Annotated in this window: 26 protein-coding genes and 1 pseudogene; 6 read left to right on the top strand and 21 right to left on the bottom strand. The window is 46.3% G+C overall.

Going from position 1 to position 25,720, the window contains the following annotated elements; genetic code table 11:
* A complete protein-coding gene (pmbA, locus tag LZT22_RS06190) occupies positions 1-1,347 on the bottom strand; it encodes a metalloprotease PmbA (RefSeq protein ID WP_370634812.1) in 1,347 nt (448 codons plus the stop codon).
* A 26-nt stretch (positions 1,348-1,373) separates the two neighbouring features.
* Between pmbA and mog the strand changes: the two genes are divergently transcribed.
* On the top strand, positions 1,374-1,997 hold the full coding sequence (mog, locus tag LZT22_RS06185; protein ID WP_233924199.1) for a molybdopterin adenylyltransferase: 624 nt from the start codon (positions 1,374-1,376) through the stop codon (positions 1,995-1,997).
* Between the two features lie 38 nt (positions 1,998-2,035).
* On the opposite strand, the gene orn is transcribed toward mog, so the two are convergent.
* The gene (orn, locus tag LZT22_RS06180) at positions 2,036-2,605 is read right to left on the bottom strand and encodes an oligoribonuclease (RefSeq protein ID WP_233924198.1); all 570 of its coding nucleotides are present in this window, start codon (positions 2,603-2,605) and stop codon (positions 2,036-2,038) included.
* Between the two features lie 15 nt (positions 2,606-2,620).
* Here orn and LZT22_RS06175 point away from each other — a divergent pair, with 15 nt between their 5' ends.
* Positions 2,621-3,871 (top strand): M48 family metallopeptidase, encoded by a 1,251-nt coding sequence (locus LZT22_RS06175; protein WP_233924197.1) that lies wholly within the window; start codon positions 2,621-2,623, stop codon positions 3,869-3,871.
* Between the two features lie 30 nt (positions 3,872-3,901).
* Positions 3,902-4,879 carry a ribosome small subunit-dependent GTPase A gene (gene rsgA, locus LZT22_RS06170; RefSeq protein ID WP_233924196.1) on the top strand — a complete coding sequence of 326 codons (978 nt, stop codon included), beginning with the start codon at positions 3,902-3,904 and terminating at the stop codon, positions 4,877-4,879.
* Here rsgA and LZT22_RS06165 read toward each other — a convergent pair.
* The 6 genes from LZT22_RS06165 to rpsP all read right to left on the bottom strand — a co-directional run bounded on the left by LZT22_RS06165 (position 4,860) and on the right by rpsP (position 8,707).
* The gene (locus LZT22_RS06165) at positions 4,860-5,822 is read right to left on the bottom strand and encodes a CobD/CbiB family protein (protein ID WP_233924195.1); all 963 of its coding nucleotides are present in this window, start codon (positions 5,820-5,822) and stop codon (positions 4,860-4,862) included. The two genes, rsgA and LZT22_RS06165, sit on opposite strands and share 20 nt — an antisense overlap.
* On the bottom strand, positions 5,819-6,550 hold the full coding sequence (locus tag LZT22_RS06160) for a CoA pyrophosphatase (RefSeq protein ID WP_233924194.1): 732 nt from the start codon (positions 6,548-6,550) through the stop codon (positions 5,819-5,821). The genes LZT22_RS06165 and LZT22_RS06160 overlap by 4 nt, the downstream gene beginning before the upstream one ends.
* Before the next feature lie 66 nt (positions 6,551-6,616).
* The gene (rplS, locus tag LZT22_RS06155) at positions 6,617-7,027 is read right to left on the bottom strand and encodes a 50S ribosomal protein L19 (RefSeq protein WP_233924193.1); all 411 of its coding nucleotides are present in this window, start codon (positions 7,025-7,027) and stop codon (positions 6,617-6,619) included.
* Positions 7,028-7,128: 101 nt separating this feature from the next.
* On the bottom strand, positions 7,129-7,878 hold the full coding sequence (gene trmD / locus LZT22_RS06150; protein ID WP_233924192.1) for a tRNA (guanosine(37)-N1)-methyltransferase TrmD: 750 nt from the start codon (positions 7,876-7,878) through the stop codon (positions 7,129-7,131).
* 13 nt (positions 7,879-7,891) lie between these two features.
* Positions 7,892-8,449 (bottom strand): ribosome maturation factor RimM, encoded by a 558-nt coding sequence (gene rimM, locus LZT22_RS06145; RefSeq protein ID WP_233924191.1) that lies wholly within the window; start codon positions 8,447-8,449, stop codon positions 7,892-7,894.
* A gap of 6 nt (positions 8,450-8,455) precedes the next feature.
* Entirely contained in the window at positions 8,456-8,707 is a 252-nt protein-coding gene (gene rpsP / locus LZT22_RS06140; protein ID WP_233924190.1) for a 30S ribosomal protein S16, read from the bottom strand.
* Between the two features lie 126 nt (positions 8,708-8,833).
* Between rpsP and LZT22_RS06135 the strand changes: the two genes are divergently transcribed.
* Together LZT22_RS06135 and LZT22_RS06130 are read left to right on the top strand one after the other, a co-directional pair.
* Positions 8,834-9,394, top strand: coding sequence for an META domain-containing protein (locus LZT22_RS06135; RefSeq protein WP_233924189.1), 561 nt, complete (start codon positions 8,834-8,836; stop codon positions 9,392-9,394).
* Positions 9,395-9,408: 14 nt separating this feature from the next.
* A complete protein-coding gene (locus LZT22_RS06130; protein WP_233924188.1) occupies positions 9,409-9,873 on the top strand; it encodes a hypothetical protein in 465 nt (154 codons plus the stop codon).
* A gap of 21 nt (positions 9,874-9,894) precedes the next feature.
* On the opposite strand, the gene LZT22_RS06125 is transcribed toward LZT22_RS06130, so the two are convergent.
* From LZT22_RS06125 to LZT22_RS06105, 5 genes are all read right to left on the bottom strand, one after another.
* A complete protein-coding gene (locus LZT22_RS06125; protein WP_233924187.1) occupies positions 9,895-11,682 on the bottom strand; it encodes an acyl-CoA dehydrogenase in 1,788 nt (595 codons plus the stop codon).
* Between the two features lie 12 nt (positions 11,683-11,694).
* Positions 11,695-12,633, bottom strand: coding sequence for an electron transfer flavoprotein subunit alpha/FixB family protein (locus tag LZT22_RS06120; protein ID WP_233924186.1), 939 nt, complete (start codon positions 12,631-12,633; stop codon positions 11,695-11,697).
* Positions 12,634-13,383: an electron transfer flavoprotein subunit beta/FixA family protein gene (locus tag LZT22_RS06115; protein WP_233924185.1), complete on the bottom strand. Its 750-nt coding sequence runs from the start codon at positions 13,381-13,383 to the stop codon at positions 12,634-12,636.
* A gap of 108 nt (positions 13,384-13,491) precedes the next feature.
* Positions 13,492-15,144, bottom strand: coding sequence for an acyl-CoA synthetase (locus tag LZT22_RS06110; protein WP_233924184.1), 1,653 nt, complete (start codon positions 15,142-15,144; stop codon positions 13,492-13,494).
* A 32-nt stretch (positions 15,145-15,176) separates the two neighbouring features.
* Complete coding sequence (locus LZT22_RS06105; protein WP_233924183.1) at positions 15,177-16,097, bottom strand: histone deacetylase family protein; 921 nt, start codon at positions 16,095-16,097, stop codon at positions 15,177-15,179.
* Positions 16,098-16,139: 42 nt separating this feature from the next.
* On the opposite strand from LZT22_RS06105, the gene LZT22_RS06100 reads away from it, so the two are divergent.
* Entirely contained in the window at positions 16,140-17,471 is a 1,332-nt protein-coding gene (locus tag LZT22_RS06100) for a lytic transglycosylase domain-containing protein (protein ID WP_233924182.1), read from the top strand.
* Here LZT22_RS06100 and cysM read toward each other — a convergent pair.
* The 8 genes and pseudogenes from cysM to rpsA form a co-directional block, all read right to left on the bottom strand.
* Positions 17,468-18,406 (bottom strand): cysteine synthase CysM, encoded by a 939-nt coding sequence (gene cysM, locus LZT22_RS06095; RefSeq protein WP_233924181.1) that lies wholly within the window; start codon positions 18,404-18,406, stop codon positions 17,468-17,470. The genes LZT22_RS06100 and cysM overlap by 4 nt on opposite strands.
* Before the next feature lie 95 nt (positions 18,407-18,501).
* A complete protein-coding gene (locus tag LZT22_RS06090) occupies positions 18,502-18,939 on the bottom strand; it encodes a ComEA family DNA-binding protein (protein ID WP_233924180.1) in 438 nt (145 codons plus the stop codon).
* 100 nt (positions 18,940-19,039) lie between these two features.
* Positions 19,040-20,059 (bottom strand): ADP-glyceromanno-heptose 6-epimerase, encoded by a 1,020-nt coding sequence (rfaD, locus tag LZT22_RS06085; RefSeq protein WP_233924179.1) that lies wholly within the window; start codon positions 20,057-20,059, stop codon positions 19,040-19,042.
* Positions 20,056-20,988 (bottom strand): D-glycero-beta-D-manno-heptose-7-phosphate kinase, encoded by a 933-nt coding sequence (rfaE1, locus tag LZT22_RS06080; RefSeq protein ID WP_233924374.1) that lies wholly within the window; start codon positions 20,986-20,988, stop codon positions 20,056-20,058. The genes rfaD and rfaE1 overlap by 4 nt, the downstream gene beginning before the upstream one ends.
* Positions 20,989-21,007: 19 nt before the next feature.
* Positions 21,008-22,372, bottom strand: a complete 1,365-nt coding sequence (locus LZT22_RS06075) for a UDP-glucose/GDP-mannose dehydrogenase family protein (protein ID WP_233924178.1) — start codon at positions 22,370-22,372, stop codon at positions 21,008-21,010.
* 34 nt (positions 22,373-22,406) lie between these two features.
* Positions 22,407-23,618, bottom strand: coding sequence for a lipopolysaccharide assembly protein LapB (lapB, locus tag LZT22_RS06070; RefSeq protein ID WP_233924177.1), 1,212 nt, complete (start codon positions 23,616-23,618; stop codon positions 22,407-22,409).
* Between the two features lie 23 nt (positions 23,619-23,641).
* Positions 23,642-23,968, bottom strand: a pseudogene (locus LZT22_RS06065) (integration host factor subunit beta); the annotation flags it as partial.
* Positions 23,969-24,020: 52 nt separating this feature from the next.
* Positions 24,021-25,694, bottom strand: coding sequence for a 30S ribosomal protein S1 (gene rpsA / locus LZT22_RS06060; RefSeq protein ID WP_233924176.1), 1,674 nt, complete (start codon positions 25,692-25,694; stop codon positions 24,021-24,023).
* Between the last annotated feature and the right edge of the window lie 26 nt (positions 25,695-25,720).

The following is a 25,720-nucleotide window of genomic DNA, read 5'->3' as shown; positions in this document are numbered from 1 at the left end:
TTATTTACCACCAATAGTCATTGAGCCAATGAGGAGTGAGCCCGACTCCTTCGAGCCTCGCACTAAAACATCACTGCCCACCATTTGAATATCAAGCAACATTTCGCGTAAATTACCCGCAATCGTAATTTCTTCAACTGGATATTGAATTTCTCCCTGCTCGACCCAGTAACCAAAGGCTCCGCGCGAGTAATCGCCAGTGACATAATTGACCCCTTGACCCATTAATTCGGTCACGAGTAGGCCGGTACCCATCGCCTTCAGTAGTGCGGGTAAACCGCCCGATACGGTATTGTTACTCGCCAAGCGAAGATGATGTGAGCCACCTGCATTGCCAGTACTTTGAAGGCCTAATTTTCGTGCGGTGTAAGTCGATAAAAAATAAGCTTGCAGAACACCGTTTGCAACTACCGTGCGAGCCTGTGTTTTAACACCCTCTTCATCGAATGGTGCACTACCGCTAATACCAGGAATATGTGGATCTTCATATAAGCTAAGGTGACTTGCCAAAACAGCTTTACCCAAACTATCTAATAAAAAACTCGAGCGCCGATATAAAGCGCCCCCAGAAACAGCCTGCACAAAAGAGCCTAATAAACCAGCGGCCACTGGCGCCTCAAAAATAACGGGGCAACGCTGCGTGCGAATTGACCGTGCTTTGAGGCGAGCCAAGGCACGCTGAGCTGCATAGCGCCCAATTTCGGCGGGCGGAGCTAATTGAGTTGGAATACGTGAGCTGGAATACCAATCGTCACGCTGCATAGACGGTCTTTTGCCCGTTGTACTCGCGATGGGTGCACATGAAATAAAGTGGCGTGAATAGGCATAGCCGCCTAAAAACCCTTGGCTACTAGCCAAAATAAAATGACCTTGATGCGTTGAGACAGAAGCGCCATCACTATTTTGAATTTGGGGGCTCACTGCAAATGCAGCCGCCTCGGCAGAGCGTGCTATTTCAATAGCGTCTATGGCTTCAATATCCCAAGGATGAAATAAATCGAGATTCAGGGGATTTTTTTCAAGCAAATCATACTCTGGGAGACCTGCACAATCATCCTCGGCAGTATGTTGAGCTATATGAAAGGCGGCTTCGACGGTAGCCCGTAGCGAGGTCGGTGAAAAGTCGCTAGTACTTGCATTACCGCGTCGCTGCCCCAAATAAAGACTTACCCCCACTTGTTTATCGAGGCTTTGCTCTATGGTCTCAATTTCTCCCTTGCGGGTGGTTACAGCTAGCCCATGGCCCTCAGAAATCTCTGCAGCGGCATCGCTCGCCCCTAAACGACTGGCTTCTGCCAGCATAAATTGCACAATTAATTGAAATTGCTCAGTGGTATAGGTAAACATACCCTAATAATAGCTAGAATAGCGATATGAAGCATACCGAAGCTTGGCACCGCAGTACCCCCAATGAACTGAAGATTGGTTTAGTCTCGGTTTCCGACCGAGCCAGTCAAGGGGTATATACCGATCAAGGCATTCCTGCCTTGCGCGCTTGGCTTGATCAGGCCCTAGTCTCTCCCCATGTTTTTGTCGAGCGCCTCATCCCTGATACCCAAGAACTCATTACCGTCACCTTAATTGAGCTGGTCGATGAGTATGCCTGCGATTTAGTTCTCACCACTGGCGGCACTGGCCCCTCTCGGCGCGATATTACCCCCGAGGCGACTTTAGAGGCGGGGACAAAAATCATGCCTGGATTTGGTGAACAAATGCGGCAGATTAGCTTGCATTTTGTACCCACCGCTATTCTTTCACGGCAGCTTGCAGTCTTGCGTGAAATTGTTGACCATGCTGCTTTAATTATTAATTTACCTGGGCAACCGAAGTCCATTCAAGAAACGCTAGAAGGCCTTAAAGACGCTGATGGCAAAGTACTGGTTCCAGGTATTTTTGCCGCAGTACCTTATTGCATAGACCTCATTGGCGGGCCTTATATGGAAACGAATGAAGCAGTGGTGAAAGCTTTTCGACCAAAAAGTGCATTGAAAAAATAGCGATTGCCGTCAAGCGACCCTGCTTTTGCGCTAATTCGCTAATTGGGGGTAATAAAGAATTTTTCGCGGTAATACTTCAACTCTTCAATCGATTCTAAAATATCCGCTAAAGCAGTATGGGCTTGCTGCTTCGCAAAGCCTTTCATTAAATTGGGTTGCCAGCGTTTCGCCAATTCTTTAATGGTTGATACATCCACATTGCGATAATGAAAAAACGCTTCGAGCTTTGGCATATAACGCGCCATAAAACGGCGGTCTTGACAAATTGAATTGCCGCACATAGGAGAAACGCCCGCTTTCAGATATTGCTTAAGAAAATCGATGGCGGCCTGCTCAACCATGGCTTCGTCAAGCACTGAGGCCTTGACTTTATCGATTAGCCCAGATTTACTGTGGGTGCCAGTGTTCCAAGAGTCCATGCCGTCTAAAACTGCATCGCTTTGATGCACTACGAAAACGGGTGCGGTAGCCAGTAAGTTCAAGTTTGCATCGGTAATGACCAAGGCAATTTCCAGAATTCGATCACTATCAGGTTTAAGTCCTGACATTTCCATATCAATCCAAATTAATGACTCACTAGCAGTACTTAGGGCAGTTTTTTCACTCATAACTATAATCATCTCATGACCTTCACAATTATCTTCTTGAGCGCCTTTTTTCTTAGCTTTGGCATACGCTACTGGCTTGCCCAGCGGCAAATAAGGTATGTCGCCCAACATCGTGATGTCGTCCCGGCCGAATTTGCGACAAGGATCTCTTTGGTAGAACATCAAAAAGCTGCCGACTACACCATCGCCAAATTACGCTTAGGCACTATTGAAAACATTCTGAGTGCCATCGTCTTAATCTCCTTCACGCTCTTGGGGGGTCTTGAATACTTAAATCAACAACTCACGCAATGGCTTGGGAATGGCATTTCGCAACAAATCGCTTTACTGTGCAGCATCTTCATCATTACTGGGGTGCTCGATTTACCCTTTAGTTGGTACAAGCAATTCAAGCTTGAAGAGGCCTTTGGCTTTAATCGCATGACCCTAAAACTGTTTTGCCTCGATTTATTAAAGGGCGTGGTCTTAGGTGCTGCTTTGGGCCTACCACTGCTGTGGGTAATCCTAAGCTTAATGGCTGAGGCAGGGCCGCTCTGGTGGCTGTGGACTTGGTTTGTCTGGACTGCATTCAATGGCCTATTACTGTGGCTATTTCCAACCTTTATTGCACCACTGTTTAACAAATTTAAAGCCCTTGAAGATGGTCCCCTCAAAATTCAAATTGAACAACTTTTAAAGCGCTGTGACTTTGCTAGTCAAGGCCTCTTTGTGATGGATGGCAGTACCCGCAGTGCCCACGGTAATGCTTATTTCACGGGAATTGGCAAGGCGAAGCGAATTGTTTTTTTCGATACGCTGATTGAAAAACTAAACCCGGGCGAAGTCGAGGCAGTTTTAGCGCATGAGTTAGGCCACTTCAAACGTAAACATATCCGCAAACGTTTATTGGTGTCATTTGCCCTCAGCTTAGTGGTATTAGCACTCTTAGGCTGGCTTAGTGGGCAACCCTGGTTCTATTTTGATCTGGGTGTCACACCGAGTCTGTCTGGCTATAACGGCGGTTTAGCATTGGCCTTATTTATGTTGGTGTCACCCGTATTTGGTTTTTTCCTTACCCCCCTTAATAGCCTTGCTTCTCGTAAACATGAATATGAGGCCGATAACTTTGCGGCTGAAAAATCGTCTGCGAGCGATTTAATTTCAGCATTAGTGAAGCTCTATCAAGACAATGCGTCAACCTTAACTCCCGATCCGCTCTACACCGCATTCTATAGCTCACATCCCCCTGCACCGCTGCGCATTGCGAATTTAAAGCAAAGCCGCTGATGCACTCTTAACCCCAATGGCTCGCGTTCCATGTCGCTTAGTCGCGCCCTACTAATAGCTTCGTATGGCAGGCATTATTTAGCCCAAACTCTGCGTACCGATGTATCTAAGCATCAATCCCATGGCGGGCCACTGATCGAAGTGACCACGCCAGGCAAACGCCATTTGGGTGCAGTGGGTGATATTTTGCAATTAGAAAGAAGTTCTGATAGACAAGCGCGCTTAGTTGAAATTGAGCCCCGCCGTAATTTGCTTTATCGCTCCGATGCATTTAAAAGTAAATTAATCGCTGCTAATGTGGATCAAATCCTCGTGGTCTTGGCAACTCAACCCGCTTTTTCTCCAGACCTGCTAGGGCGTGCAGTTGTGGCAGCAGAGGCCAATCAAATTGGTTTACATATCTTGCTTAATAAATGTGACTTAAGCGACTCAATTGAAACTGCGCGAAAATTGATTGAGCCCTATGCACGCATGGGCTATCCAGTGAGTGAAGTCTCCGCAAAATTTGATACCGCCTCACTCGAGCGTCTTCATGGCGCGCTGCAGGGTAAAGTTTCTGTACTGGTTGGCCAATCGGGTATGGGTAAATCAAGTTTACTGAATGCTTGGGTACCCAATGCCGCGGCCGTCACCCAAGAGTATTCTGTGCGCCTTGATACCGGCAAACATACAACTACTGCCTGTCGCTATTTTAATTTACCCAGTGAATGGGGCATAGCAGATGGTAAATTAGGCGCCCTTATCGACTCACCCGGTTTTCAAGAATTTGGTCTTGCTCATCTCTCAGTGAGTGAGTTACAACATGCATTTCGCGAGTTCAAAGACTATCTGGGGCACTGTCGTTTTCATAATTGCGCCCATGAAACAGAGCCTGGCTGTGTGATTCGTGAAGCGGTTGCTAAGCACATAATTGCACCAGAGCGTTTGGCTTTATTTCGTCAACTACGCTCAGACTCGCAAACCGCTGATACCCAAATGATGGGTATTACTACAGCCAAACAGCGATAGTCAACATTGCCAACAAAATCATCAGAGCAATAATCACGCGCCAGACTAAACCAATTGCCGAACGCAATGTTCTTTCACTAGGCTCAAGCCCTACATCATAAATTGGCGCGTCACCCACCTCAGCCATGCGTAAAGCTTCTTCACTATCAGGCTCACGTAAAGGCTCACCTAAGCGAACACCCAGAGCGCCACTACCGGCCGCTAAAATCACTGCTGATAATTCATCAGCCCACTTATGCGTGAGATAGCGCCAAGCATAGATGGTGTCTTCAAAATTTCCAGCCAAAGCAAAACTCATCGCCGTTAAACGTGCCGGCACCCAATCGAGCACATAAAAGAAATGACGGGCAGCCGCTTCTAAATTATGTGAATTGGGCACATGCTTACCCCAACGCTCGGCGGCCATATCGGCCAAACGGTATAAAACAACGCCGCCAGGCCCTAGGGGCATCAGAAACCAAAAAAATACGCCAAATACATGACGATGCGAGCCAATAATGGCTTTTTCTAAAGCCAAAGAAATAATCTCAATTTCATTTAAATGTGCAAGCTCTAAATCGGGTCCATACCACTCACCCAATGCAAGGCGCGCTGCTGGCAGATCATGGTTTTGAATGGCCTGATGCACCGCTGTAAAAGAATGACTAAATTGACGAAAACCAAAGAACCAATACACAATTAAGACATTCCAGAAGAAAGCCAAAATTGGATACGTCATCATGCAAGCAATGTGAATAATAAAAACTAAAAAGGTTGGCAAAATAAAAGCAATCAAACAGGCGAGGCGAGCCCCAACTGGAGTGGCACCCTGCCCAGCTTTGCCGCTAAATTCTTTGGCAACCCAATCTAGCCAAGCAACACTCCAACGACGAACCCAATGCTGTGCATTGACTGGCCGATATTGTTCAGCAATGAGGGCAAAGAGAATGGAGAAGAAAATCATACTTTAAGTAAATGATAAAGGTTGCGCAGCATACCTGCTGTAGCACCCCAAATAAAACGATTTTCGAAGGGCATCGCGTAAAACCGACGACTGCCCTGCTCGCTAGTTGCCACGCGCACTTGGTGATGGGCCGGATTCATTAAGAATGTTAAAGGCACCTCAAACGCGTCAGCCACTTCGAATTCATCTAAAACATAATTGGTCTGTGGATGCACTAAACCTACGATGGGAGTAACGCGATACCCCGAGACCGTTAAATATTCAGGCAATTGACCTAGTAACTCAACCTGATCAGCTGCTAGCCCAACCTCCTCATAACTCTCACGTAAGGCGGTCACCGCAGCGCTACTATCGCTTGACTCCATGCGCCCCCCAGGAAAGCTAATTTGCCCCGCATGGTCGTGAAGATGATCGGTTCTTTGCGTCAATAAAACAGCTATACCAGCTGCTCGTAAGACCAGCGGAATCAGCACTGCAGCTTGAGTCGAAAGGCCTTGTGCTTGGCGCTGCGCAATAATATCGCTGGCCATCACATGGCGATTTTCATCGGTAATTTCCGGCGTCCATATTGGTGGCGCAATAAAACGCTGGCGCAATTGATCGGGTAGTAGCCTACTACTTGCAATTGATGGCTCGCCAGCACAATTAGACTGAATCGGAACCGCCTGCGGATTAAACCCAAGTGGTACGGCAATCGAGGTAGCGGACGGCGAAAGTTTAGACATCATTGGACTATTTTAGGGTAATAAAAAAGGCGACTGTAGTCGCCTTAGTTTTGCCGCTGAAAAATGCCCTTATTCAGTGGCAGGCGCTTCAACAACTTCAGCAACCACCGCTTTAACGCGGGCTTGCAACTTTTCTTTAATACGCGCAGATTTGCCTGAGCGATCGCGCAAGTAATAGAGCTTGGCACGACGAACATCGCCGCGACGCTTCACCTCAATATTAGCAATTAGGGGTGAATATAACTGAAAGGTTCGCTCGACCCCTTCTCCAGAGGAAATTTTTCGCACAATAAAGCTGGAATTCAGGCCACGGTTGCGTTTTGCAATCACGACGCCTTCAAAAGCCTGTGTTCGCTTACGCGTGCCCTCAACCACATTGACACTAACCACAATGGTATCGCCAGGCGCAAAGCTCGGCATTTTTTTATTAGCACTGAGACGAGCAATTTCTTCTTGCTCAATTTTTTCAATCAAATTCATTACAACTCCTTAAACATCATGTCTGCGTTTAATCCCGTTTACCTCTTAGTAATAAATACCTGAGAGCGGACCAGATAGAGGATGCAATTAAACCATTTTTATTAAGCTAGAGAATGCAGAAACTGCTCATCCTCTTGACTTAATAACCCTTTTGCACGAGCAGACTCAATGAGATCTGGTCGTAACCTTTTTGTCAGCGCCAAAGACTGCTGCCGACGCCAACCCATTATTTTAGCGTGATGTCCGCCTAAAAGCACGTCCGGCACAGATAAATTACCAACTATTTCTGGTCGGGTGTAGTGCGGATAGTCCAAAAGGCCATTTATAAAGCTATCTTGGGCTGCTGACTCTTGATCCCCAAGTGCCCCAGGAATTAAGCGAATCACCGCATCCATCATCGCCATGGCAGGTAATTCACCCCCAGAAAGCACAAAATCCCCCAAAGAAAGCTGTAAATCGACCTTGCGCTCAATAAAACGCTGGTCAACTGCCTCGTACCTACCGCAAATTAGGGTTAAATTACCGTAATTGAGGATATCTGCTGCTATCTGTTGCGAAAATGCTTTTCCTTGCGGGGCTAAAAGGCAGACTGGGCCTGAACGAATGCCTAGCTGTTGATGTTGCGCCTGAATTGCCTCGACCGCATCTTCAAGCGGCTTGGCCATCATCACCATGCCAGGACCACCGCCATAAGCCCTATCATCGACTGTTTTACGGGCATCAGTAGAAAAATCCCTTGGATTCCAAAGACTTACGCTAGTTAGCTGGTGCTCACATGCACGCCCTGTTACACCCCACTTGGTCAAAGCGGAGAACATTTCGGGAAAGATGGTAACGACATCAAAGCGCATTGAAGCCCCTTTCTTACCAGTCGGCTTGCCAATCAAGCTCAATGGTACGGGAAGATAAATCCACTTTTTTAATGATTTCGGGTACAAAGGGAATCAGGATAGGTTTTGGTCCGACTGACAAGATCGGGTGGGCTGCGTTATCCGTAATCTCGATTACCTCGCCCAAATCTTCCCCCTGGAGATTAATTACTTTACAGGCGATCAAATCAACCCAGTAATACGCGTCATTCTCAGGCTTTGGAAAATCGCTTCGTCTCGCTAAAATACGACCGCCCTTTAAAGCTAAGGCTGCATCACGATCAGTTACCCCCTCTAGGTGGAGCACGACTAAGCCACTATGGCTCTTCGCCTGCTTAACAGCATATTTTTGGGGGGAGAAAACTGAACTAGGAGACTTTTCACCAGCGGCATCTTTCGCCAAATGGGGGCGCAATGACAACCAAACCGACTTAATTGCTAATAGGGCAACAGGATCTGGGGAAAAAGGGCGAACTTTAATTCCGCCCTGCAAGGCTTGTGCATCTTGAATTTGGCCTAACTCAACTAAATCGTCTGGCAGTGAATCAGCCACCTCAGCTTAAACTACAGCAGCAGGATGATCTTTGATCAAGCGTTTTACAGTCGGCGAAATTTGAGCACCGACGGTAGTCCAGTAAGTCATGCGTTCTTGCGCAATACGCATGGCCTGCTCGGATTCAACAGCATTCGGGTTGAAATAACCCAGACGCTCAATGAAGTTCGAGTCACGACGATTGCGTTTATCGGTTGCAACAATGCTATAAAAGGGGCGGTTCTTAGAACCTCCACGTGCCAGTCGAATGACGACCATACTTATTCCTTAAAATCTAAAATGAAAACGGGTTATTGATGACTCATGCCAAAGCAGAGAACCCCATATTCTAGATGAAAACCGTGCTTTGAGCCATCAAATTCCCTAACCTATCATTAGCTAGATATGAAAAACCCCTTAAAAACAACATCTTATACGCCATCTAGGCCCCTATCGGCGATCTGCTTATCGCCTATTAAAGGCATCGTCATCAGCTGCTTACTAGGCCTTCTTACCGCCTGCAGCAGCCTTACCCCACCTTGCGCCGCTAGAGTAAGCCCGCCTTATGCGGAATTGCGCGGCACTAAGTGGGAACTGATACGTTGGAATTTACCCCCCAATACTGCCGGAGAGGTGCGTCAGCGACCAATTCCTCAAGGGGATCTGGGCCAGCCGATTCAATTTGAATTCGCTCCTCAAGGCCTCATCATCAGTGGTTTTACTGGCTGCAACCGCTTTACTGGTGAGATTGTTGAGGAAGCACGAGGTATTAGCATTGAACGCGTGGCTAGTACCCGTATGTCTTGTTCGGGCCCAAGAAATGAATTAGAAAATGATTTTCTTTATGAACTCAATGATTATCGTAATCTAGTGCGTGATGGTGATCGACTGCTCCTCATTGGTCGTGACCGTGAAGTGCTCAGCTTTATACAACGACCCGCCTCCATAAACCCAAAAAAGAATTAAGAGAGTAACGCTACTTGCCCACTATCCAAATTAAACGGAAATCAAAACTGCTCTTTTGCGCCCTTGGCCTACTTTTGCCTGGCACAGGCATGAATTGTTTTTATTTGCGCGGCCTTTCCTCATTTTGGGCTTGGTCTCAGTTACTCGCCCTGCTTTTAGGTTGCATCGGCTGGACCATCTTGCAGGGTGCCGAATTAAATTCCGTACTCGGCTGGATATTATTAACGCTAGGCTTTATTTCTTTAGAGGCCAGTTGGCTAACGACAATTGCCTTTGGTTTACGTACCGATCAACGCTGGGATGCCCAATTCAATCCCTTAATTGACCCGCAGCAAGCTACTCAATCAGGCTGGCTAACCGTGTTAACCGTGATTTTTTCGTTGGTCTTCGGGGCTGGAGTAATGATGACTTTTCTAGCGATTGCATTTGAGCAATTTTTTATTGCCCAATTGGCAGAAGCGCGTAAACTCTCGCAATAAAAAATAGTGTGCACGCCCAATTTAAAATTGTTCGCTAGCGAGAGCATTGGTAATAGCGCCCCCAGTAATAATACTAGTGGCTAAAGCACTCGCCTGAGGCAGTAAATTTTCAGCAAAAAATTGGGCGGTGATTATTTTCGCCTCATAAAATGTTGGATCTTGATCACGTAAACGCTCTGCAGCTAGTAGTGCGCGCGCCATTTGCCAGGCGCCTAATACTAGACCGCATAGCTTTAAATAGGCGTAACTGCCAGCATACACATTTTTAACTTCTGTTTTGGCGTGCAATAAGATATAGCTCAGTACTTGCTCAAAAGCCAAGCGACCTATTTGTAATTGTGCTAACACTGCTAGTGCAGCAACGCTATTACTGGTCCTCAAGTTCGCTTCTGTAGCCACAATACTGGCAATGAGTTCATAGGCTACTTTGCCCCCATCGCGGACCGTTTTACGACCGATCAAATCATTGGCCTGAATAGCTGTGGTACCTTCATAAATCGTCAAAATACGCGCATCACGATAAAACTGCGCGGCGCCAGTCTCCTCAATAAAACCCATTCCGCCGTGCACTTGCACGCCAAGACTCGCAACCTCTATCGCCATTTCAGTAGAGAAGCCTTTAACAATAGGCACTAAAAATTCATACAGCCCTTGGCCATGGGTTCGCTGCTTAAGATCTACAGCAGCATGTGCAGCATCGTATTGAGCAGCAGCCATGTAGGCTAATGCGCGCGCTGCTTCGGTGTAAGCCCGCATCGTTAACAACATGCGTTTCACATCAGGTTGATGAATAATGCTGACAGAATTTTCTGAACCATCTAAATCACGCCCTTGCACCCGATCTTTAGCATAAGCAACGGCCTTTTGATAAGCTCGATCAGCCACCGCTATGCCCTGAATGCCTACTGCAAAGCGAGAGGCATTCATCATCACAAACATATACTCCAGCCCACGATTTTCTTCGCCCACCAGATAGCCGATTGCACCACTCTGATCGCCAAACTGTAAAACTGCAGTGGGGCTCGCTTTAATCCCCAATTTATGTTCTATTGAAATGCACTCAACTTCATTTCGCGCACCTAAACTACCATCTGCTGCTAACAGGAATTTTGGCACCACAAATAAAGAAATGCCTTTGATTCCCGCTGGCGCGTGCGGAGTTCGAGCCAATACCAAATGCACGATATTGTCAGTCATATCGTGTTCACCATAGGTGATATAAATTTTGGTGCCGAAGAGCCGATAACTACCATCGGCTTCTGGTTCAGCGCGGGTGCGCACCAAGGAAAGATCGGAGCCAGCTTGCGGCTCAGTTAAGTTCATTGTGCCAGCCCAAGCACCAGAAATCATCGCGGGTAAATATTGCGCCTTTAAATCATCATTAGCGGCAATTAACAGAGCTTCAATCGCACCATCAGTTAAGAGCGGACATAAAGCAAAAGAGAGGTTAGCTGCATTGACCATCTCTAAGCAGGGTGTAGCAATTAATTTGGGTAGGCCTTGGCCGCCATACTGCGCGGGATGAATCACACCCTGCCAGCCAGCATCTGCATATTGCTGCAAGGCTTCTTTAAAGCCAGCAGTCATGCTCACCACACCGTTATTCCAAGTGCTGGGATTCTGGTCGCCAGCCCAGTTCAGCGGTGCAATAACAGTCTCATTGAATTTCGCAGACTCTTCTAAAACAGCAGGGGCCAGTTCTTCATCAGCACCCGCTTCAGCGTACCGCGGATATTGCACTACCTTAGCCAAATCAGCCAATTCTTGCATCACAAACAACATGTCCTTCACTGGCGCATGGTATGTCATGACAATGGCAGATCAGCTCTTTAACAATGCAGTGAGCTCAGGAATTGCAGTAAATAAATCGGCTACCAAGCCATAATCAGCAACACCAAAAATTGGTGCTTCAGGATCTTTATTAATAGCCACAATAACCTTCGAATCTTTCATGCCAGCCAAATGCTGAATGGCCCCAGAAATTCCGATGGCGATATAGAGCTGGGGTGCTACGATTTTTCCAGTTTGGCCTACCTGATAATCATTGGGCACATAACCAGCATCGACTGCTGCCCGTGAAGCTCCTAATGCCGCCCCCAATTGATCGGCTAAAGGGTCAATCAACTCATGGTATTTTTCACTCGAACCTAAACCTCGACCACCTGAAACAATTATTTTTGCTGCGGTTAACTCAGGGCGATCTGATTTAGTTAAGTCGCGACCTACAAAACTCGATTTACCTAGATCTGCAACTGCAGTTTTTTGCTCAATACTTGCTGTACCCCCCGTGGCAGCAACGGCATCAAAACCCGTAGTGCGCACAGTAATGAGCTTTTTAGCGTCACTGGACTGCACCGTCGCAATCGCATTTCCCGCATATATAGGGCGTTCAAAGGTATCTGCCGAAATCACTTTAGTAATATCAGAAATTTGGGCCACATCTAATTTTGCTGCCACGCGAGGTAAAACATTTTTACCATGCGAGGTTGCAGGCGCCAAAATATAATCGTATGACGGTGCTAACCATAAGATTTGTGCAGCAACGGGCTCAGCCAACTGATTACTTAAAAAATCGGCGTCAATGTGAATAACTTTACGCACGCCCACGATTTTTGCTGCTGCTTGTGCCACGCCCTCTGCTACATAACCAATCACCAAGAGATCGACTTCAGGAGAGCAGGCTAAAGCAGCAGTAACGGTATTCAATGTTGCAGATTTGAGCGATTGATTATCATGCTCGACAAGAACTAAAGCGCTCATTTAAATTACCTTTGCTTCATTTTTTAATTTATCAACTAAAGCCGCTACATCGGCAACCATGACTCCAGCAGTTCGTTTAGGAGGCTCTTCCACCTTCAGGATTTTTAAGCGGGGGTTCACGTCAACGCCCAAGTCTGCTGGCTTGATGATTTCAAGGGTTTTCTTCTTCGCCTTCATGATGTTAGGCAAGGTTACATACCGTGGTTCATTTAAGCGTAAATCGGTGGTAATGATAGCGGGTAAAGTAATTGAAATAGTCTCTAAACCACCGTCAACTTCGCGAGTTACATTCGCCTTACCATCAGCAACCGTCACCTTAGAGGCAAAAGTAGCCTGGGGGAAATCTAATAAGGCAGCTAACATTTGGCCAGTTTGATTGCTGTCATCATCAATGGCTTGCTTTCCAAGAATGACCATTTGCGGGGCCTCCTTAATACAGAGGGCTTGCAAAATTTTTGCGACTGCTAAGGGTTGCAAGTCAAGCTCGGTCTCAACCAAAATGGCGCGATCGGCACCAATTGCCAAAGCAGTGCGTAAGGTTTCTTGACATTGGGGTAAGCCAGCAGAAACCACAATCACCTCGGAAGCTAAACCAGCCTCTTTTAAGCGTACTGCTTCTTCAACAGCAATTTCATCAAAAGGATTCATACTCATTTTGACGTTGGCGATATCAACTCCAGATTGATCTGATTTAACCCGCACTTTGACGTTGTAATCAACGACTCGCTTTACCGCAACTAAAATTTTCATTGCACTCTCTTTAAATACTAAAAAATCACTTTAGGGCATTAAAATTAATGGGGGAAATGGCTTATTCCAGCCTCAGTGCTATTTTATCAAGCTCTGGCAATAGACTATCTAAACATCTATAGCCGTAGCTGAGCCAGCGCGTTTACGTAACTCAAACTTTTGAATTTTGCCAGTTGAAGTTTTGGGCAATTCACCAAAAACAACCGCCTTAGGCACCTTAAAGTTGGCTAAATATTGCTTACAATGGGCGATAATCTCGGCGGCAGTTACGGTTTCACTGGCCTTAAGCTCTAGAAATGCGCAGGGCGTTTCGCCCCACTTAGGATCGGGCTTAGCGACTACTGCGGCGGCTAATACCGCCGGATGGCGATACAGTACATCCTCAATTTCGAGTGAAGAAATATTTTCACCGCCAGAAATAATAATATCTTTACTGCGATCTTTAACTTTGATGTAACCATCAGGATTCATCACGGCTAAATCGCCTGAATGAAACCAACCGCCCGCAAAGGCTTCTTGTGTTGCTTGCGGGTTTTTTAAGTAACCCTTCATGGTGATGTTGCCGCGAAACATAATTTCACCCATAGTTTCCCCATCAGCTGGCACAGCTTGCATGGTTTCTGGATCAAATACCATAAAAGCTTCTTGCAAGTGATAGCGCACACCCTGCTGTGCATTAAGACGTGCCCTAGTGCCTAAATCTTGCTGCTCCCAATCATCCTGCTTGACACAGACAGCGGCAGGACCATAAGTTTCAGTAAGGCCGTATACGTGGGTCATATCAAAGCCCATCATTTCCATGCCCTCAATAATGGCTGCGGGAGGCGCCGACCCAGCGATCATTGCCTTAACACCGCGTGGCACACCAATTTTTAATTCAGCTGGGCTATTGACGAGCATATTGTGCACAATGGGTGCCGCACAATAATGGGTCACGTGCTGCTCTTTAATGGCCGCAAAAATCGTTTGGGGGTCAACTCGTCGTAAACAGACATTGATGCCAGCACGCGCCGCAACAGTCCATGCAAAACACCAACCATTGCAATGAAATAGTGGCAAAGTCCATAAATACACAGGATGCTTTGCCATATCCCATTCTAAAATATTGGAAACAGCATTAATTGCTGCACCTCGGTGGTGATACACCACTCCCTTTGGATTACCGGTGGTACCAGAAGTGTAGTTAAGGCAAATTGCCGCCCATTCATCTGCAGGTAATGCCCATTTATATTGGGGGTCTCCTTCAGCTAATAATTGCTCATAGGTCAGCTTGCCAATTTTTTCACTTGCCCCTGAATACTCAACATCTTCTGCGTCAATGACTAAAATCTCACGACCACTTTCTGCGCGCGCTAAGGCCAATGCTTTTTTCATTGTGGGAACAAATTCAGGATCAACAATCACCGCTTTAGCTTCACCATGATTTAACATAAAAGCTATCGCCTCAGCATCTAAACGGGTATTGAGTGCATTTAACACTGCGCCCGACATCGGCACCCCAAAGTGAGCCTCGACCATCGGCGGCGTGTTTGGCAACATCACTGCTACCGTATCGCCTACTGTAATTCCTTGTTTGTTAAGAGCGCTAGCTAAGCGGCGACAACGAATGGCCGTCTCGCTCCAAGTTTGCCGCAAGGATCCATGAATAATGGCTAAATGATGAGGATAAATATCCGCTGCTCGCTCAACAAATAAAAGCGGTGTCATGGGCGTGTAATTTGCCGCGTTTCGCTCTAAACCTTCTTCAAAAATACTTGCCATCTTGACCTCAGAAATGATTCCTGTAAATATACTTATAAATCCCCTAAAGCCTTTAAGTGAGCAACTACACTGCGCCCTAATGCAGAAAGGTTATAGCCGCCCTCTAAGCAACTCACAATTCGACCTTCAGCAAACTCATGTGCAACAGCTTTGAGGCGCTTGGTAATCCACGCATAATCATCTTCAACTAAACCCATTTGACCTAAATCATCTTCACGATGAGCATCAAACCCAGCTGAAATCACAATGAGCTGCGGTTTAAATTCTCTTAAGCGGGGTAACCATACTGCATCTACCAACTCGCGCACAACTTTGCCATTGGTTGATGCCGGCAAGGGAATATTAATCATATTATCGGCAGCCTCTAAGCCGCTGTATGGATAAAACGGATGCTGAAAAAAACTACACATTAACACTCGTGGATCATCGATAAAGGCGGCTTCGGTACCATTACCATGGTGGACATCAAAATCAATAATCGCTACCCGCTCTAAACCATATTGCTGCATCGCATAGCGTGCGGCTATGGCAACATTATTAAAAATACAAAATCCCATGGCACGATTTGGCTCAGCATGGTGTCCAGGTGGCCGTACCGCACAAAAGGCATTTTCTACTTCGCCCTTCATCACCGCATCAACTGCTGCTATTGCCGCACCTGCGGCGCGGCGGGCAGTTTGCCAAGAAGCACTATTCATAATCGTATCGCCATCGAGCATGAAGTAGCCACTGGCAGGTGCGTGCGATTTTACAAACTCAATATGATCTGCGCCATGCACTAATTCTAAATTGGCTTCGGTTGCTAGGGGGGGATCAATCCGTTGCAAATAACCATCAATACGACTTTGAATAATTTGATCTTCAATCGCCTGAATACGCTCAGGACACTCAGGGTGGTGGCGCCCCATCTCATGTAATAAAAAATCTGGGTGGCTGATATAAGCGGTGGTCATTTTTACTGCCTTTCCATCTAAACGGTAAACTACTTCTGCTCTATGAATAAACTTTATTCCATTAATCAATTGAACACTGTCAAGCTTGGCTTCATTTTTACTTTCATTGCCACCTGCATTCTGATTGCGCTCTGCTTGTCAGGCTGCACTACACCCATCCCCTCCGGAACTCCCGAGACACTAGTCAGCCAAGACCCCATTGCTCCAGCCCAAACCCCTAATGCTAGGGCTCCAGATGCTAGTTTCGCAAAAAACTTGACTGAACTATTACTCCAGGTATCAAACAATCATAACGTGCCGCTAGCCATCCTTGAGGCGGGATTTCAAGATACTAAATCGATTCATAGTATTAAGAAATTGGTATTACCCCCATCTCAGGAATTTAAAAAGAATTGGGCCGCTTATCGCCTGCGCTTTATCGAACCCGTGCGCATTAAGGCTGCGCAAGCATTTTGGGTGCAAAATCGCGAATTTTTGAGCCAAACCGAAGCCAGTACTGGAGTTCCGGCCCCTTTAATCGTCGCAATTATTGGCATCGAAACAATTTATGGCCGTCAATTAGGAGCCTTTCGGGCTAAAGATGTCTTAACTACTCTCGCCTTTGAATACCCACCAACCCCTAACCAAGCTACTCGTGAAGCCTTATTCCGAGAGCAAATTAAAGAGCTCATTTTACTTTGCTGGGCCGAAAGCAATACTGGCGCAAATTTTCAGCAAACTCAATTTAATCAATGCCTCAATCAAAATAGCTCTTATGCTGGCGCCATTGGATTACCTCAATTTATGCCAAGCAGTATTCGCGCCTACGCCAAAGATGGGGATGGCGATAATAAGATTGATTTAAAGGTCAGCGCTAAAGACGCCATTGCAAGCGTAGCCAATTTTTTGCAACAACAGGGCTGGCAAGTTGGTATGCCAATTTATTTTCCACTATTACCTAGTTCACAAGCCCTAACTGCCGCTGCTCTCCTTGCCGATGGCGAACCTGATCTAAAACATACTATTCAGGAATTCATTCGACTTGGGATTCTTGCCCCCGAGCGAGGCGATTTACAGCATGGTGGCGTGAGTCCAACAAGCAAAGCGCTGATTGTTGATTTACCTTATCTGGATAAAAAAGGCCTTGAACAAACTCGCTATGTAGTCGGACTAGCCAATTTTCTCAGTATAGTAAATTACAACCGCAGTTATTTTTATGCTCAAAGTGTGGCTGAATTTGCTGAAGCCTTGGGTTACGAAAATAAAAGTGCGGTTCCTATTATTCCTCAATCCATGCAATCTTTAGTGATGGAAAAAACAGTACCGTCAAGCTCTTCAGCGAAAGCGAAAGCGAGTACCAAGAAAAAACGGCAGAAGACTAATCTCGCAAATTAAGCGGGGAAAACCCCTGTCGACAAATAGCGATCACCCCGATCGCAAACAATAAAAACTATAGTGGCATTCTCTACTTCTTGCGCAATCCGTAAAGCAATAACTAAAGCGCCAGCTGCAGAAATTCCACAAAAAATCCCTTCTTCCGCGGCCATTCGGCGCGCCATTTCTTCTGCAGCCGATTGGGTTACGTACTCAATACGATCAACGCGCTCGCCTTGATAAATTTTGGGCAAATAAGCAGGTGCCCATTTGCGAATTCCGGGAATTTGCGATCCTTCGGCAGGTTGCGCGCCAATAATTTCAATCGCTGGATTCATCATCTTTAGATAGGTAGATACTCCAGTAATCGTGCCAGTGGTGCCCATTGCCGAGACAAAGTGAGTAACTTGACCGGCAGTATCACGCCAAATTTCAGGGCCGGTAGTTTCTAAATGAGCGCGGGGATTATCGGTATTGGCAAATTGATCGAGTAAACGTCCACGTCCCTCACGCTGCAGCTGTACAGCATAATCACGGGCTAATTCCATACCCCCAGAAGCCGAAGTTAAAATTAATTCAGCGCCATAAGCTGTCATACTTTGACGGCGTTCTAGACTTTGATTTTCTGGCATTACTAAGAGCATTTTGTATCCCAGCATCGCCGCCGTCATGGCCAAGGCAATACCCGTGTTGCCACTAGTTGCCTCAATCAAGGTATCGCCCGGTTCTATTTCGCCGCGCTCATGGGCGCGTCGTATCATCGATAAAGCTGCACGATCTTTGACTGAACCGGCGGGATTATTCCCTTCTAACTTACCCAAAATGAGATTGTTACGGGGCTCACCTACCGCCCCAGGAATTCGTTGTAAACGGACCAAAGGCGTATTACCCACAGTATCGGCAATAGTAAGGTAGGCAGGAGTTGGGTCGACATTTGGCACGGCAGGCAAGTTCATTGCTTCATTTTAGCTATATTGGAAATTACCTGCCGTAGGCTGAGCATCTTACTTTAGCGCCAACTTACCGCCTGAGTTAACGCCTAAACCGCGGCTTAATTTCTTGGTGACGGCTTTCCTGAATAGGCCTTTTCACGCTCAGCACTTTTATTACTTGGCTTACGACGACCCCCACCTTGATCAGCGCGGCCCTTGCTTTTGGTTTCACGATAACCACTAGCCGCTTCAATCGTCAGACCGTTATCGATTAATTTTTCAACAGATTTGCTGCCAATACCGCGTACCCGTTTTTGCAAGTCATCGGCATTTTGAAATGCACCGCCATCATCACGCGCAGTAATGATCGCTCGCGCACGTGCGGGACCAATACCCTTAATACTTTCGAGCTCACTTTGACTGGCCGTATTCACATTAATACCGTCTGTAGCAGCTATTGCGGTGGAATGCAATATCCCCCAAGATGAAATAAGCGCCAAGACCAAGGCAAGCTTTAAAAGCGTATTACGAAAAACTGTATTCAAATTCCAAGCCATAGATTCTCCAAAAGTTTAAACATCGATAACAATTCACAAGCTGAAGCCTGCGAAGCATTACAACGGAATTGAAGATGGTGAGTTGACTAAAAAAACGGGATTAGATCGGCTGGGCTAAAAAATCAGCGTTAGCTGACAGCCAGTCAACATAACGACTGACGCCCTGCTCAACATTGAGGAAGGAATCAGAATAGCCAATAGCGCGCAATTGTTGCATATCAGCTTGCGTAAAACACTGGTACTTACCTTTTAAATCAGCTGGAAACGGCATGTATTGAATCAAACCAGCTTTAACTAATTCGGGCAGAGTCAGTGGTGGCTCACCGGCAGCTTTGCGCAAAGAATTGACTACTGCACAAGCAACATCATTAAATGGCTGGGCTTGGCCAGTACCTAAATTAAAAATGCCACTTTTGTCGGGATGATCAAAGAAAAATAAATTGACTTTAACCACGTCTTCAATCGAAACAAAATCCCGACTTTGTTCGCCTGACTGATACCCGCCATACTCACCAAATAATTGTACAAAACCTTGTTTTTTAAACTGATGAAATTGATGAAATGCGACTGAGGCCATGCGACCTTTGTGTGATTCGCGCGAGCCATAAACATTAAAGTAACGTAGGCCAACCACTTGCGCCGTATTAACATTTTCAACAAACTTGGCGCGCATATATTGATCAAATAAAAATTTTGAGTAGCCATAAACGTTTAGTGGCTTCTCATATTGGCGCTCTTCCATAAATTTTTCAGAGCCGCCATACACTGCAGCAGAAGAGGCGTAAAGAAATGCTGTCTTTTGAGCCATACAGGTTTCGTAAACATCCAACGAATATTGATAATTGTTTGCCATCATGAATACGCCGTCACTTTCCATGGTGTCAGAACAGGCACCTTGATGGAAAACCGCACTCACCTCGCCAAACCAGCCCTTTTTAAAGGAATTAATAAAAGCTGACTTATCGACATAATCTGCTATGTGCAGATCGGCCATATTCCGAAATTTATCCCCTTGACTCAAATCATCGACGGCAATGATCTGCCGCTCACCGCGCGCATTCAGTGCTTGGACTAAATTAGAGCCTATGAAACCGGCGGCCCCAGTAACAATAACGGTCACTGTAATTCCTCACTAGTAACGGTGGCTGTGCCTAGCTTACCCACGACGATACCACCAGCACGATTAGCTAAAGCCATAGCGCGTTCTAGGGGCCAAGCCGCTGCCAGAGCCACTGCTAAAGTAGCAATGACCGTATCGCCAGCACCAGATACATCAAATACTTCGCGGGCTTGAGCACGTACATGGCTGACACCAGCATCGGTATATAAACTCATGCCATCTTCTGAACGCGTGAGTAGTAAAGCTTGAATTTCTAAGGAACGCCGTAAGGCTTGCGCACGCTCGGTCAGCTCTTCTTCACTAGCCCATTTGCCAATGACTTGCCGCAATTCAGCGCGATTCGGCGTAATCACCGTTGCGCCTCGATAGCGTTCAAAATCGCTACCCTTAGGATCAACTAAGATAATTTTTTGTTGAGCCCTGGCCTGCAAAATCATGGTGGCAACTTGATCTAAAGTGCCTTTGCCATAATCCGACAGAATCACTGCATCGACTGCAGTAAGTAGGGATTCAAACCGGGCTAATTTATGTTTTAAGGCTGCAGCGCTAGGCGCCTCTTCAAAATCAAGGCGAATCAGTTGTTGCTGCCGCGCAATGACACGCAATTTAACCGTAGTCGGCACTTTGGCATCTTCTTCTAATTGACTGTCAACTCCGCTAGCTAAAAGCAGTTCGCGCACACGAGTGCCCGCTTCATCTTCCCCAACGACGCCCAATAAACTGGTTTTTGCTCCCAAGGCAGCCACATTACGGGCGACATTTGCAGCCCCACCCAAACGCTCGTCAATTTTTGCTACCTGCACTATTGGTACTGGGGCCTCAGGAGAGATGCGCTCGCTATCCCCAAACCAATAGCGATCTAACATGACATCGCCCACCACCAAGATGCGGGTTTGTTGAAATTGTGTAGCTTGTGCTTTTTCGACCATCTGCTTTTTGCTCGCTAACTTAACTATGCCGCCCAATGCCAAAATATTCAATCCCTAATTCTTGCATAGTTAACGGCTCATATAAATTTCGGCCATCAAAAATAACGGGTTTTTTCAACTTTTGTTTCAACTGCTCAAAATCGGGACTCCGAAACGCCTTCCATTCAGTCACGATGACCAAGGCATCGCAAGCGTCAACCGCCTCCATAGGACCGTTTACCATGCTGACTTTTTTTAAACCCGTAGGATTATCTTGAAAGTCTAGTTCAAGGCAGTGTTGGGCCTCTGTCATCGCAACAGGATCATAAGCCACGACGCTAGCGCCACGGCGAACCAATTCTTGAATAATGACGCGACTAGGCGCCTCACGCATATCATCCGTATTCGGCTTAAAAGCTAAGCCCCATAAAGCAAATTTCAAGCCGGATAAATCATTGCCAAAACGTTTCACTATTTTTTCAATCAAAATGGTTTTTTGCGCCTCATTCACCGCCTCAACTGCTTGTAAAATTTTTAAATCGCGACCATGCTCAAGCGCTGTTTGACTCAGCGCTGAAACATCTTTAGGAAAACAAGAGCCACCATAACCGGTGCCAGAATATAAAAAACCATATCCAATACGCGAATCAGAACCAATGCCTTGTCTTACCGATTCAATATCTGCACCAACAATATCTGCTAAATTGGCTAATTCATTCATAAACGAAATACGTGTGGCTAACATCGCATTAGCTGCATACTTGGTGAGCTCAGCACTTTTTACGTCCATATAGTAGGTGCGCTCATGATGACGATTAAAGGGTGCATATAGCTTCCGCATTTGTTCTCGTGCACGTAAGCCTGCAGCGTCGGTAGCAGTACCAATCACAATCCGATCAGGGCGCATAAAATCTTCAACTGCAGCACCTTCTTTTAAAAACTCTGGGTTTGAAACAACCGAACACAGATCTAGATTTAAGTTGCGCAGCTGAAGTTCCGCTGTAATTGCTGCTGTTACTCGATCGGCAGTCCCTACGGGTACTGTCGATTTATCAACAATGACTTTCGGAGATATCATGTGGCGGCCAATATTACGCGCGGCGGCAACTACATATTGTAAGTCGGCTGAACCATCTTCATCGGGCGGTGTACCGACCGCAATAAATTGAATCTCGCCATGCGCCACACTGGCGGCAACATCGTTAGAAAATTGCAAACGACCCGCTGCGCGATTACGCTCTATGACCTCTTTAAGTCCAGGCTCAAAAATGGGCACCCCACCTGCATTTAAAGTGGCGATTTTTTTGGGATCTAAATCTAAGCAAAAAACATCATTGCCAATTTCAGCTAAACAGGCACCAGTTACCAAACCAACATATCCGCTACCAACAATGGTTACTTTCATCAATCTTTCCTTACGCCTGCAGAATTGGTCATCATCACATAGAAGGGCCGCTAATCACGACACCCTCTGATCTACGAGGCGAGTATGCCTCCCAATGGTTACAACCTGGACACTGCCAATAAAAACGTCTAGCCCTAAAGCCGCAATTACCACAGGTATAACGCGCTAATGAGGTCGTACGTAGTTTTAGTAGCCCTAGGGTAGCCTGTAAATCGGTGACACGTGTCGCAGGGCCATCGGTCTTTGCTAAAGTCAAGCGCGTTTCTGCCAACTTTGCTAAAGCGCTTAAGCTAGGTGAATGCTGCATGACCTCAACTAACATCTGTTCCGCAGCATTTGCACCCAATAAGCTCATAGTGTGCTTATGAACGATATCCAACAATTCGCCTGAACCTTGCGTTGGTAACAAATCTGCCAGCTGATTTAAGCCTTCCTTAGCCCTATCTAAACTAGTGAAAGCAGCCATCCAACGATCCGCAACTAAATGCATATATGCAGGATGATTTTGGGCAATTAAATTCCACGCTTCAATTGCTTGTGCTGGCCGATCCATAGCTAGCAAATAATCCCCTTGCAAAATGAGCGCTCGCGCTTGATTTGGCACAGCTTGTAAAGCACGCTCAATTGATTGTTCAGCCTCTAGCAAGTCGTTTCTGCGCAGCGCCTCTTGGGCGATCTCACAATGAAACTGGGCAATTTCAATTTGGTGACTTTTCTTTTGTAAGGCAGCAAGTTCAGTAGCAGCAACGATCGCTTTTTTCCAATCGCGCTCAACTTGATACATTTCCAATAAGCTTTCTTTAGCGGGTATGGCGTATTTACCTTCACCCACGCGGTTTAAAGAGGCTTCAGCACGATCTAATAAGCCTGCGCGCAAAAAATCCCGACCTAATTCATATGCGGCATGATCGCGATCACGCGATTTTAAATCAGTACGATTCGCTAAATGCTGGTGCACCCGAATCGCTCTTTCAGTTTCACCTCTTCGCCGAAATAAATTTCCCAATGAAAAGTGGAGCTCAATGGTCTCGGGATCAAGTTGGGCAATTTTGACTAGGGTTTCGATTGCCTGATCAGGCTGCTCATTCAGTAAAAGGCTTAAGCCTTTAAAAGTCGAGCGCTGTTGACGCATGCGCTCTTGTTCATCCATCCGACTTTCTAAACGAAAATCCCATCGCGATGCTAGCCACCCCAAACCAAACAACACCGGCAGGAGTAATAACCATGCGGTTTCAATCTGAATCATGACACCCAAAGCGACTAAACACCCGAACTACCTTTGGCTTTAAGCGCTTGATAGTCGACTCGTTCGCGTAATTCTTTGCCAGGCTTGAAATGCGGCACCCGCTTCTCGGGGATGAGCACTTTTTCTCCAGATTTCGGATTTCGGCCTGCGCGCGCTGGGCGATGATGCAAAACAAAACTGCCTACGCCACGCAATTCAATACGCTTACCCTCAGCTAAGGCTTGAGTCATGGTATCGAGCAGCGTTTTCACCGCCAACTCAACGTCACGAGGTAATAACTGTGGAAATTGCTCCGCCAAGCTTTCGACTAACTCTGAACGGGTAATCGCTTGTTGCTCTTGATCTGACATGATGAATAAATAAAAAAACGCTACCTTCAGATGAAAGTAGCGTAGATTTAAATTAGCCCTGATTGTCCATTTTTGCTTTTAATAAAGCGCCTAAATTGGTCGTACCCGATTGCGCCTCACCTTGCATTTTAGTCATCGTGTCCTGCTGATCAGCACTATCTTTTGCTTTAATCGAAAGATTAATGGTGCGTGACTTACGGTCAATATTAATAATCATTGCAGTTACCGAATCACCCTCTTTCAACACATTGCGCGCATCTTCAACCCGATCAGTTGAAATTTCGGAAGCACGTAAATATGCTTCTACTTCATCGGCCAAATGAATGACTGCGCCCTTGGCATCAACAGTCTTCACGGTTCCTGTAACCATACTACCTTTATCGCTAGTCGAGGTGTAATTGTTGAATGGGTCACCAGACAACTGCTTGATACCAAGCGAAATACGCTCTTTCTCAACGTCAATTGCTAGTACAGTTGCCTCAACTTCATCGCCTTTTTTATACTTCTTCACAGCCTCTTCACCTGGCTCGTTCCATGATAGGTCGGAGAGATGCACCAAACCATCAATGCCCCCAGGCAAGCCAATAAATACTCCGAAGTCGGTAATCGACTTAATTGCACCGCTTAACTTATCGCCTTTTTGTTGACCACGTGAAAACTCTTCCCAAGGGTTCGCTTTGCACTGTTTAATGCCCAAGCTAATACGGCGTTTATCTTCATCAATATCAAGCACCATCACTTCAACTTCGGTGCCTAAAGCAGTGGCCTTACTAGGTGCGACATTTTTATTAGTCCAATCCATTTCAGAAACGTGGACCAAGCCTTCGATACCAGATTCGATTTCAACAAACGCGCCGTAATCGGTGAGGTTCGTGACTTTGCCAAATAAACGGGTATTTGGAGGATAGCGTCGAGCGATGCCAACCCAAGGATCATCGCCAAGCTGCTTCACACCGAGTGAGACACGGTTCTTCTCTTGATCGAACTTCAAAATCTTTGCGGTAACTTCTTGACCAACAGTCAACATCTCGCTTGGGTGACGCACGCGACGCCAGGCCAAATCGGTAATGTGTAAGAGGCCGTCAATGCCACCCAAGTCAACGAAGGCGCCGTAATCAGTAATATTTTTCACCACACCCTGTACGACGGAACCTTCTTTGAGATTCGACATCAACTTAGCGCGCTCTTCACCTTGACTGGCTTCGACTACTGCACGACGGGATAAGACCACATTGTTACGCTTCCGATCAAGTTTAATAACTTTAAACTCCATCGTTTTGCCTTCATAGGGGCTTGTGTCTTTAATGGGGCGGGTATCAACCAGTGAGCCAGGTAAAAAAGCGCGAATGCCATTCACCATCACAGTGAGGCCGCCTTTAACTTTGCCAGTCACCGTACCGGTGACGATCTCGGCTTGTTCGAGGGCTTTTTCGAGATTCATCCATGATGCCAATCGTTTGGCCTTGTCACGGGACAAAATCGTATCGCCATAACCATTTTCAAGCGCATCGATGGCAACAGAAACAAAATCGCCAGGGTTGACTTCAATTTCACCAGCGTCGTTATGGAATTCTTCAACAGGAATAAACGCTTCCGACTTTAAACCAGCGTTTACAACTACGAAATTATGATCAATACGAAGTACTTCGGCCGAAATAACCTGGCCGGTTTTCATATTAGAACGGGTTAGGGATTCTTCAAATAGTGCTGCAAAAGATTCAGACATGTGTATTCACTTTGTGCCGCCGGAAG

This window comes from Polynucleobacter sp. IMCC 29146 (assembly GCF_021395195.1).
In the GTDB taxonomy this organism is placed as follows: Bacteria; Pseudomonadota; Gammaproteobacteria; order Burkholderiales; family Burkholderiaceae; genus Polynucleobacter.
Note: the sequence above shows the minus strand (reverse complement) of the source record. Positions and strands in the feature narration are given on the sequence as shown.

Excerpts from the sequence above, each read along its gene's own strand:
- LZT22_RS06110 (WP_233924184.1), bottom strand. The coding sequence starts at position 15,144 with ATGGCAAGTATTTTTGAAGAAGGTTTAGAGCGAAACGCGGCAAATTAC.
- LZT22_RS06090 (WP_233924180.1), bottom strand. The coding sequence starts at position 18,939 with ATGGCTTGGAATTTGAATACAGTTTTTCGTAATACGCTTTTAAAGCTT.
- rfaE1 (WP_233924374.1), bottom strand. The coding sequence starts at position 20,988 with ATGGTCGAAAAAGCACAAGCTACACAATTTCAACAAACCCGCATCTTG.
- LZT22_RS06075 (WP_233924178.1), bottom strand. The coding sequence starts at position 22,372 with ATGAAAGTAACCATTGTTGGTAGCGGATATGTTGGTTTGGTAACTGGT.
- pmbA (WP_370634812.1), bottom strand. The coding sequence starts at position 1,347 with ATGTTTACCTATACCACTGAGCAATTTCAATTAATTGTGCAATTTATG.
- rpsP (WP_233924190.1), bottom strand. The coding sequence starts at position 8,707 with ATGGTCGTCATTCGACTGGCACGTGGAGGTTCTAAGAACCGCCCCTTT.
- LZT22_RS06105 (WP_233924183.1), bottom strand. The coding sequence starts at position 16,097 with ATGACCACCGCTTATATCAGCCACCCAGATTTTTTATTACATGAGATG.
- LZT22_RS06165 (WP_233924195.1), bottom strand. The coding sequence starts at position 5,822 with ATGATTTTCTTCTCCATTCTCTTTGCCCTCATTGCTGAACAATATCGG.
- cysM (WP_233924181.1), bottom strand. The coding sequence starts at position 18,406 with ATGAACTTGCCTGCCGTGCCAAATGTCGACCCAACTCCTGCCTACCTT.
- LZT22_RS06175 (WP_233924197.1), top strand. The coding sequence starts at position 2,621 with ATGACCTTCACAATTATCTTCTTGAGCGCCTTTTTTCTTAGCTTTGGC.
- rsgA (WP_233924196.1), top strand. The coding sequence starts at position 3,902 with ATGTCGCTTAGTCGCGCCCTACTAATAGCTTCGTATGGCAGGCATTAT.
- rpsA (WP_233924176.1), bottom strand. The coding sequence starts at position 25,694 with ATGTCTGAATCTTTTGCAGCACTATTTGAAGAATCCCTAACCCGTTCT.
- rplS (WP_233924193.1), bottom strand. The coding sequence starts at position 7,027 with ATGAATTTGATTGAAAAAATTGAGCAAGAAGAAATTGCTCGTCTCAGT.
- mog (WP_233924199.1), top strand. The coding sequence starts at position 1,374 with ATGAAGCATACCGAAGCTTGGCACCGCAGTACCCCCAATGAACTGAAG.
- orn (WP_233924198.1), bottom strand. The coding sequence starts at position 2,605 with ATGAGTGAAAAAACTGCCCTAAGTACTGCTAGTGAGTCATTAATTTGG.
- LZT22_RS06135 (WP_233924189.1), top strand. The coding sequence starts at position 8,834 with ATGAAAAACCCCTTAAAAACAACATCTTATACGCCATCTAGGCCCCTA.
- LZT22_RS06120 (WP_233924186.1), bottom strand. The coding sequence starts at position 12,633 with ATGAGCGCTTTAGTTCTTGTCGAGCATGATAATCAATCGCTCAAATCT.
- LZT22_RS06160 (WP_233924194.1), bottom strand. The coding sequence starts at position 6,550 with ATGATGTCTAAACTTTCGCCGTCCGCTACCTCGATTGCCGTACCACTT.
- LZT22_RS06115 (WP_233924185.1), bottom strand. The coding sequence starts at position 13,383 with ATGAAAATTTTAGTTGCGGTAAAGCGAGTCGTTGATTACAACGTCAAA.
- LZT22_RS06125 (WP_233924187.1), bottom strand. The coding sequence starts at position 11,682 with ATGACATACCATGCGCCAGTGAAGGACATGTTGTTTGTGATGCAAGAA.
- LZT22_RS06100 (WP_233924182.1), top strand. The coding sequence starts at position 16,140 with ATGAATAAACTTTATTCCATTAATCAATTGAACACTGTCAAGCTTGGC.
- trmD (WP_233924192.1), bottom strand. The coding sequence starts at position 7,878 with ATGCGCTTTGATGTCGTTACCATCTTTCCCGAAATGTTCTCCGCTTTG.
- lapB (WP_233924177.1), bottom strand. The coding sequence starts at position 23,618 with ATGATTCAGATTGAAACCGCATGGTTATTACTCCTGCCGGTGTTGTTT.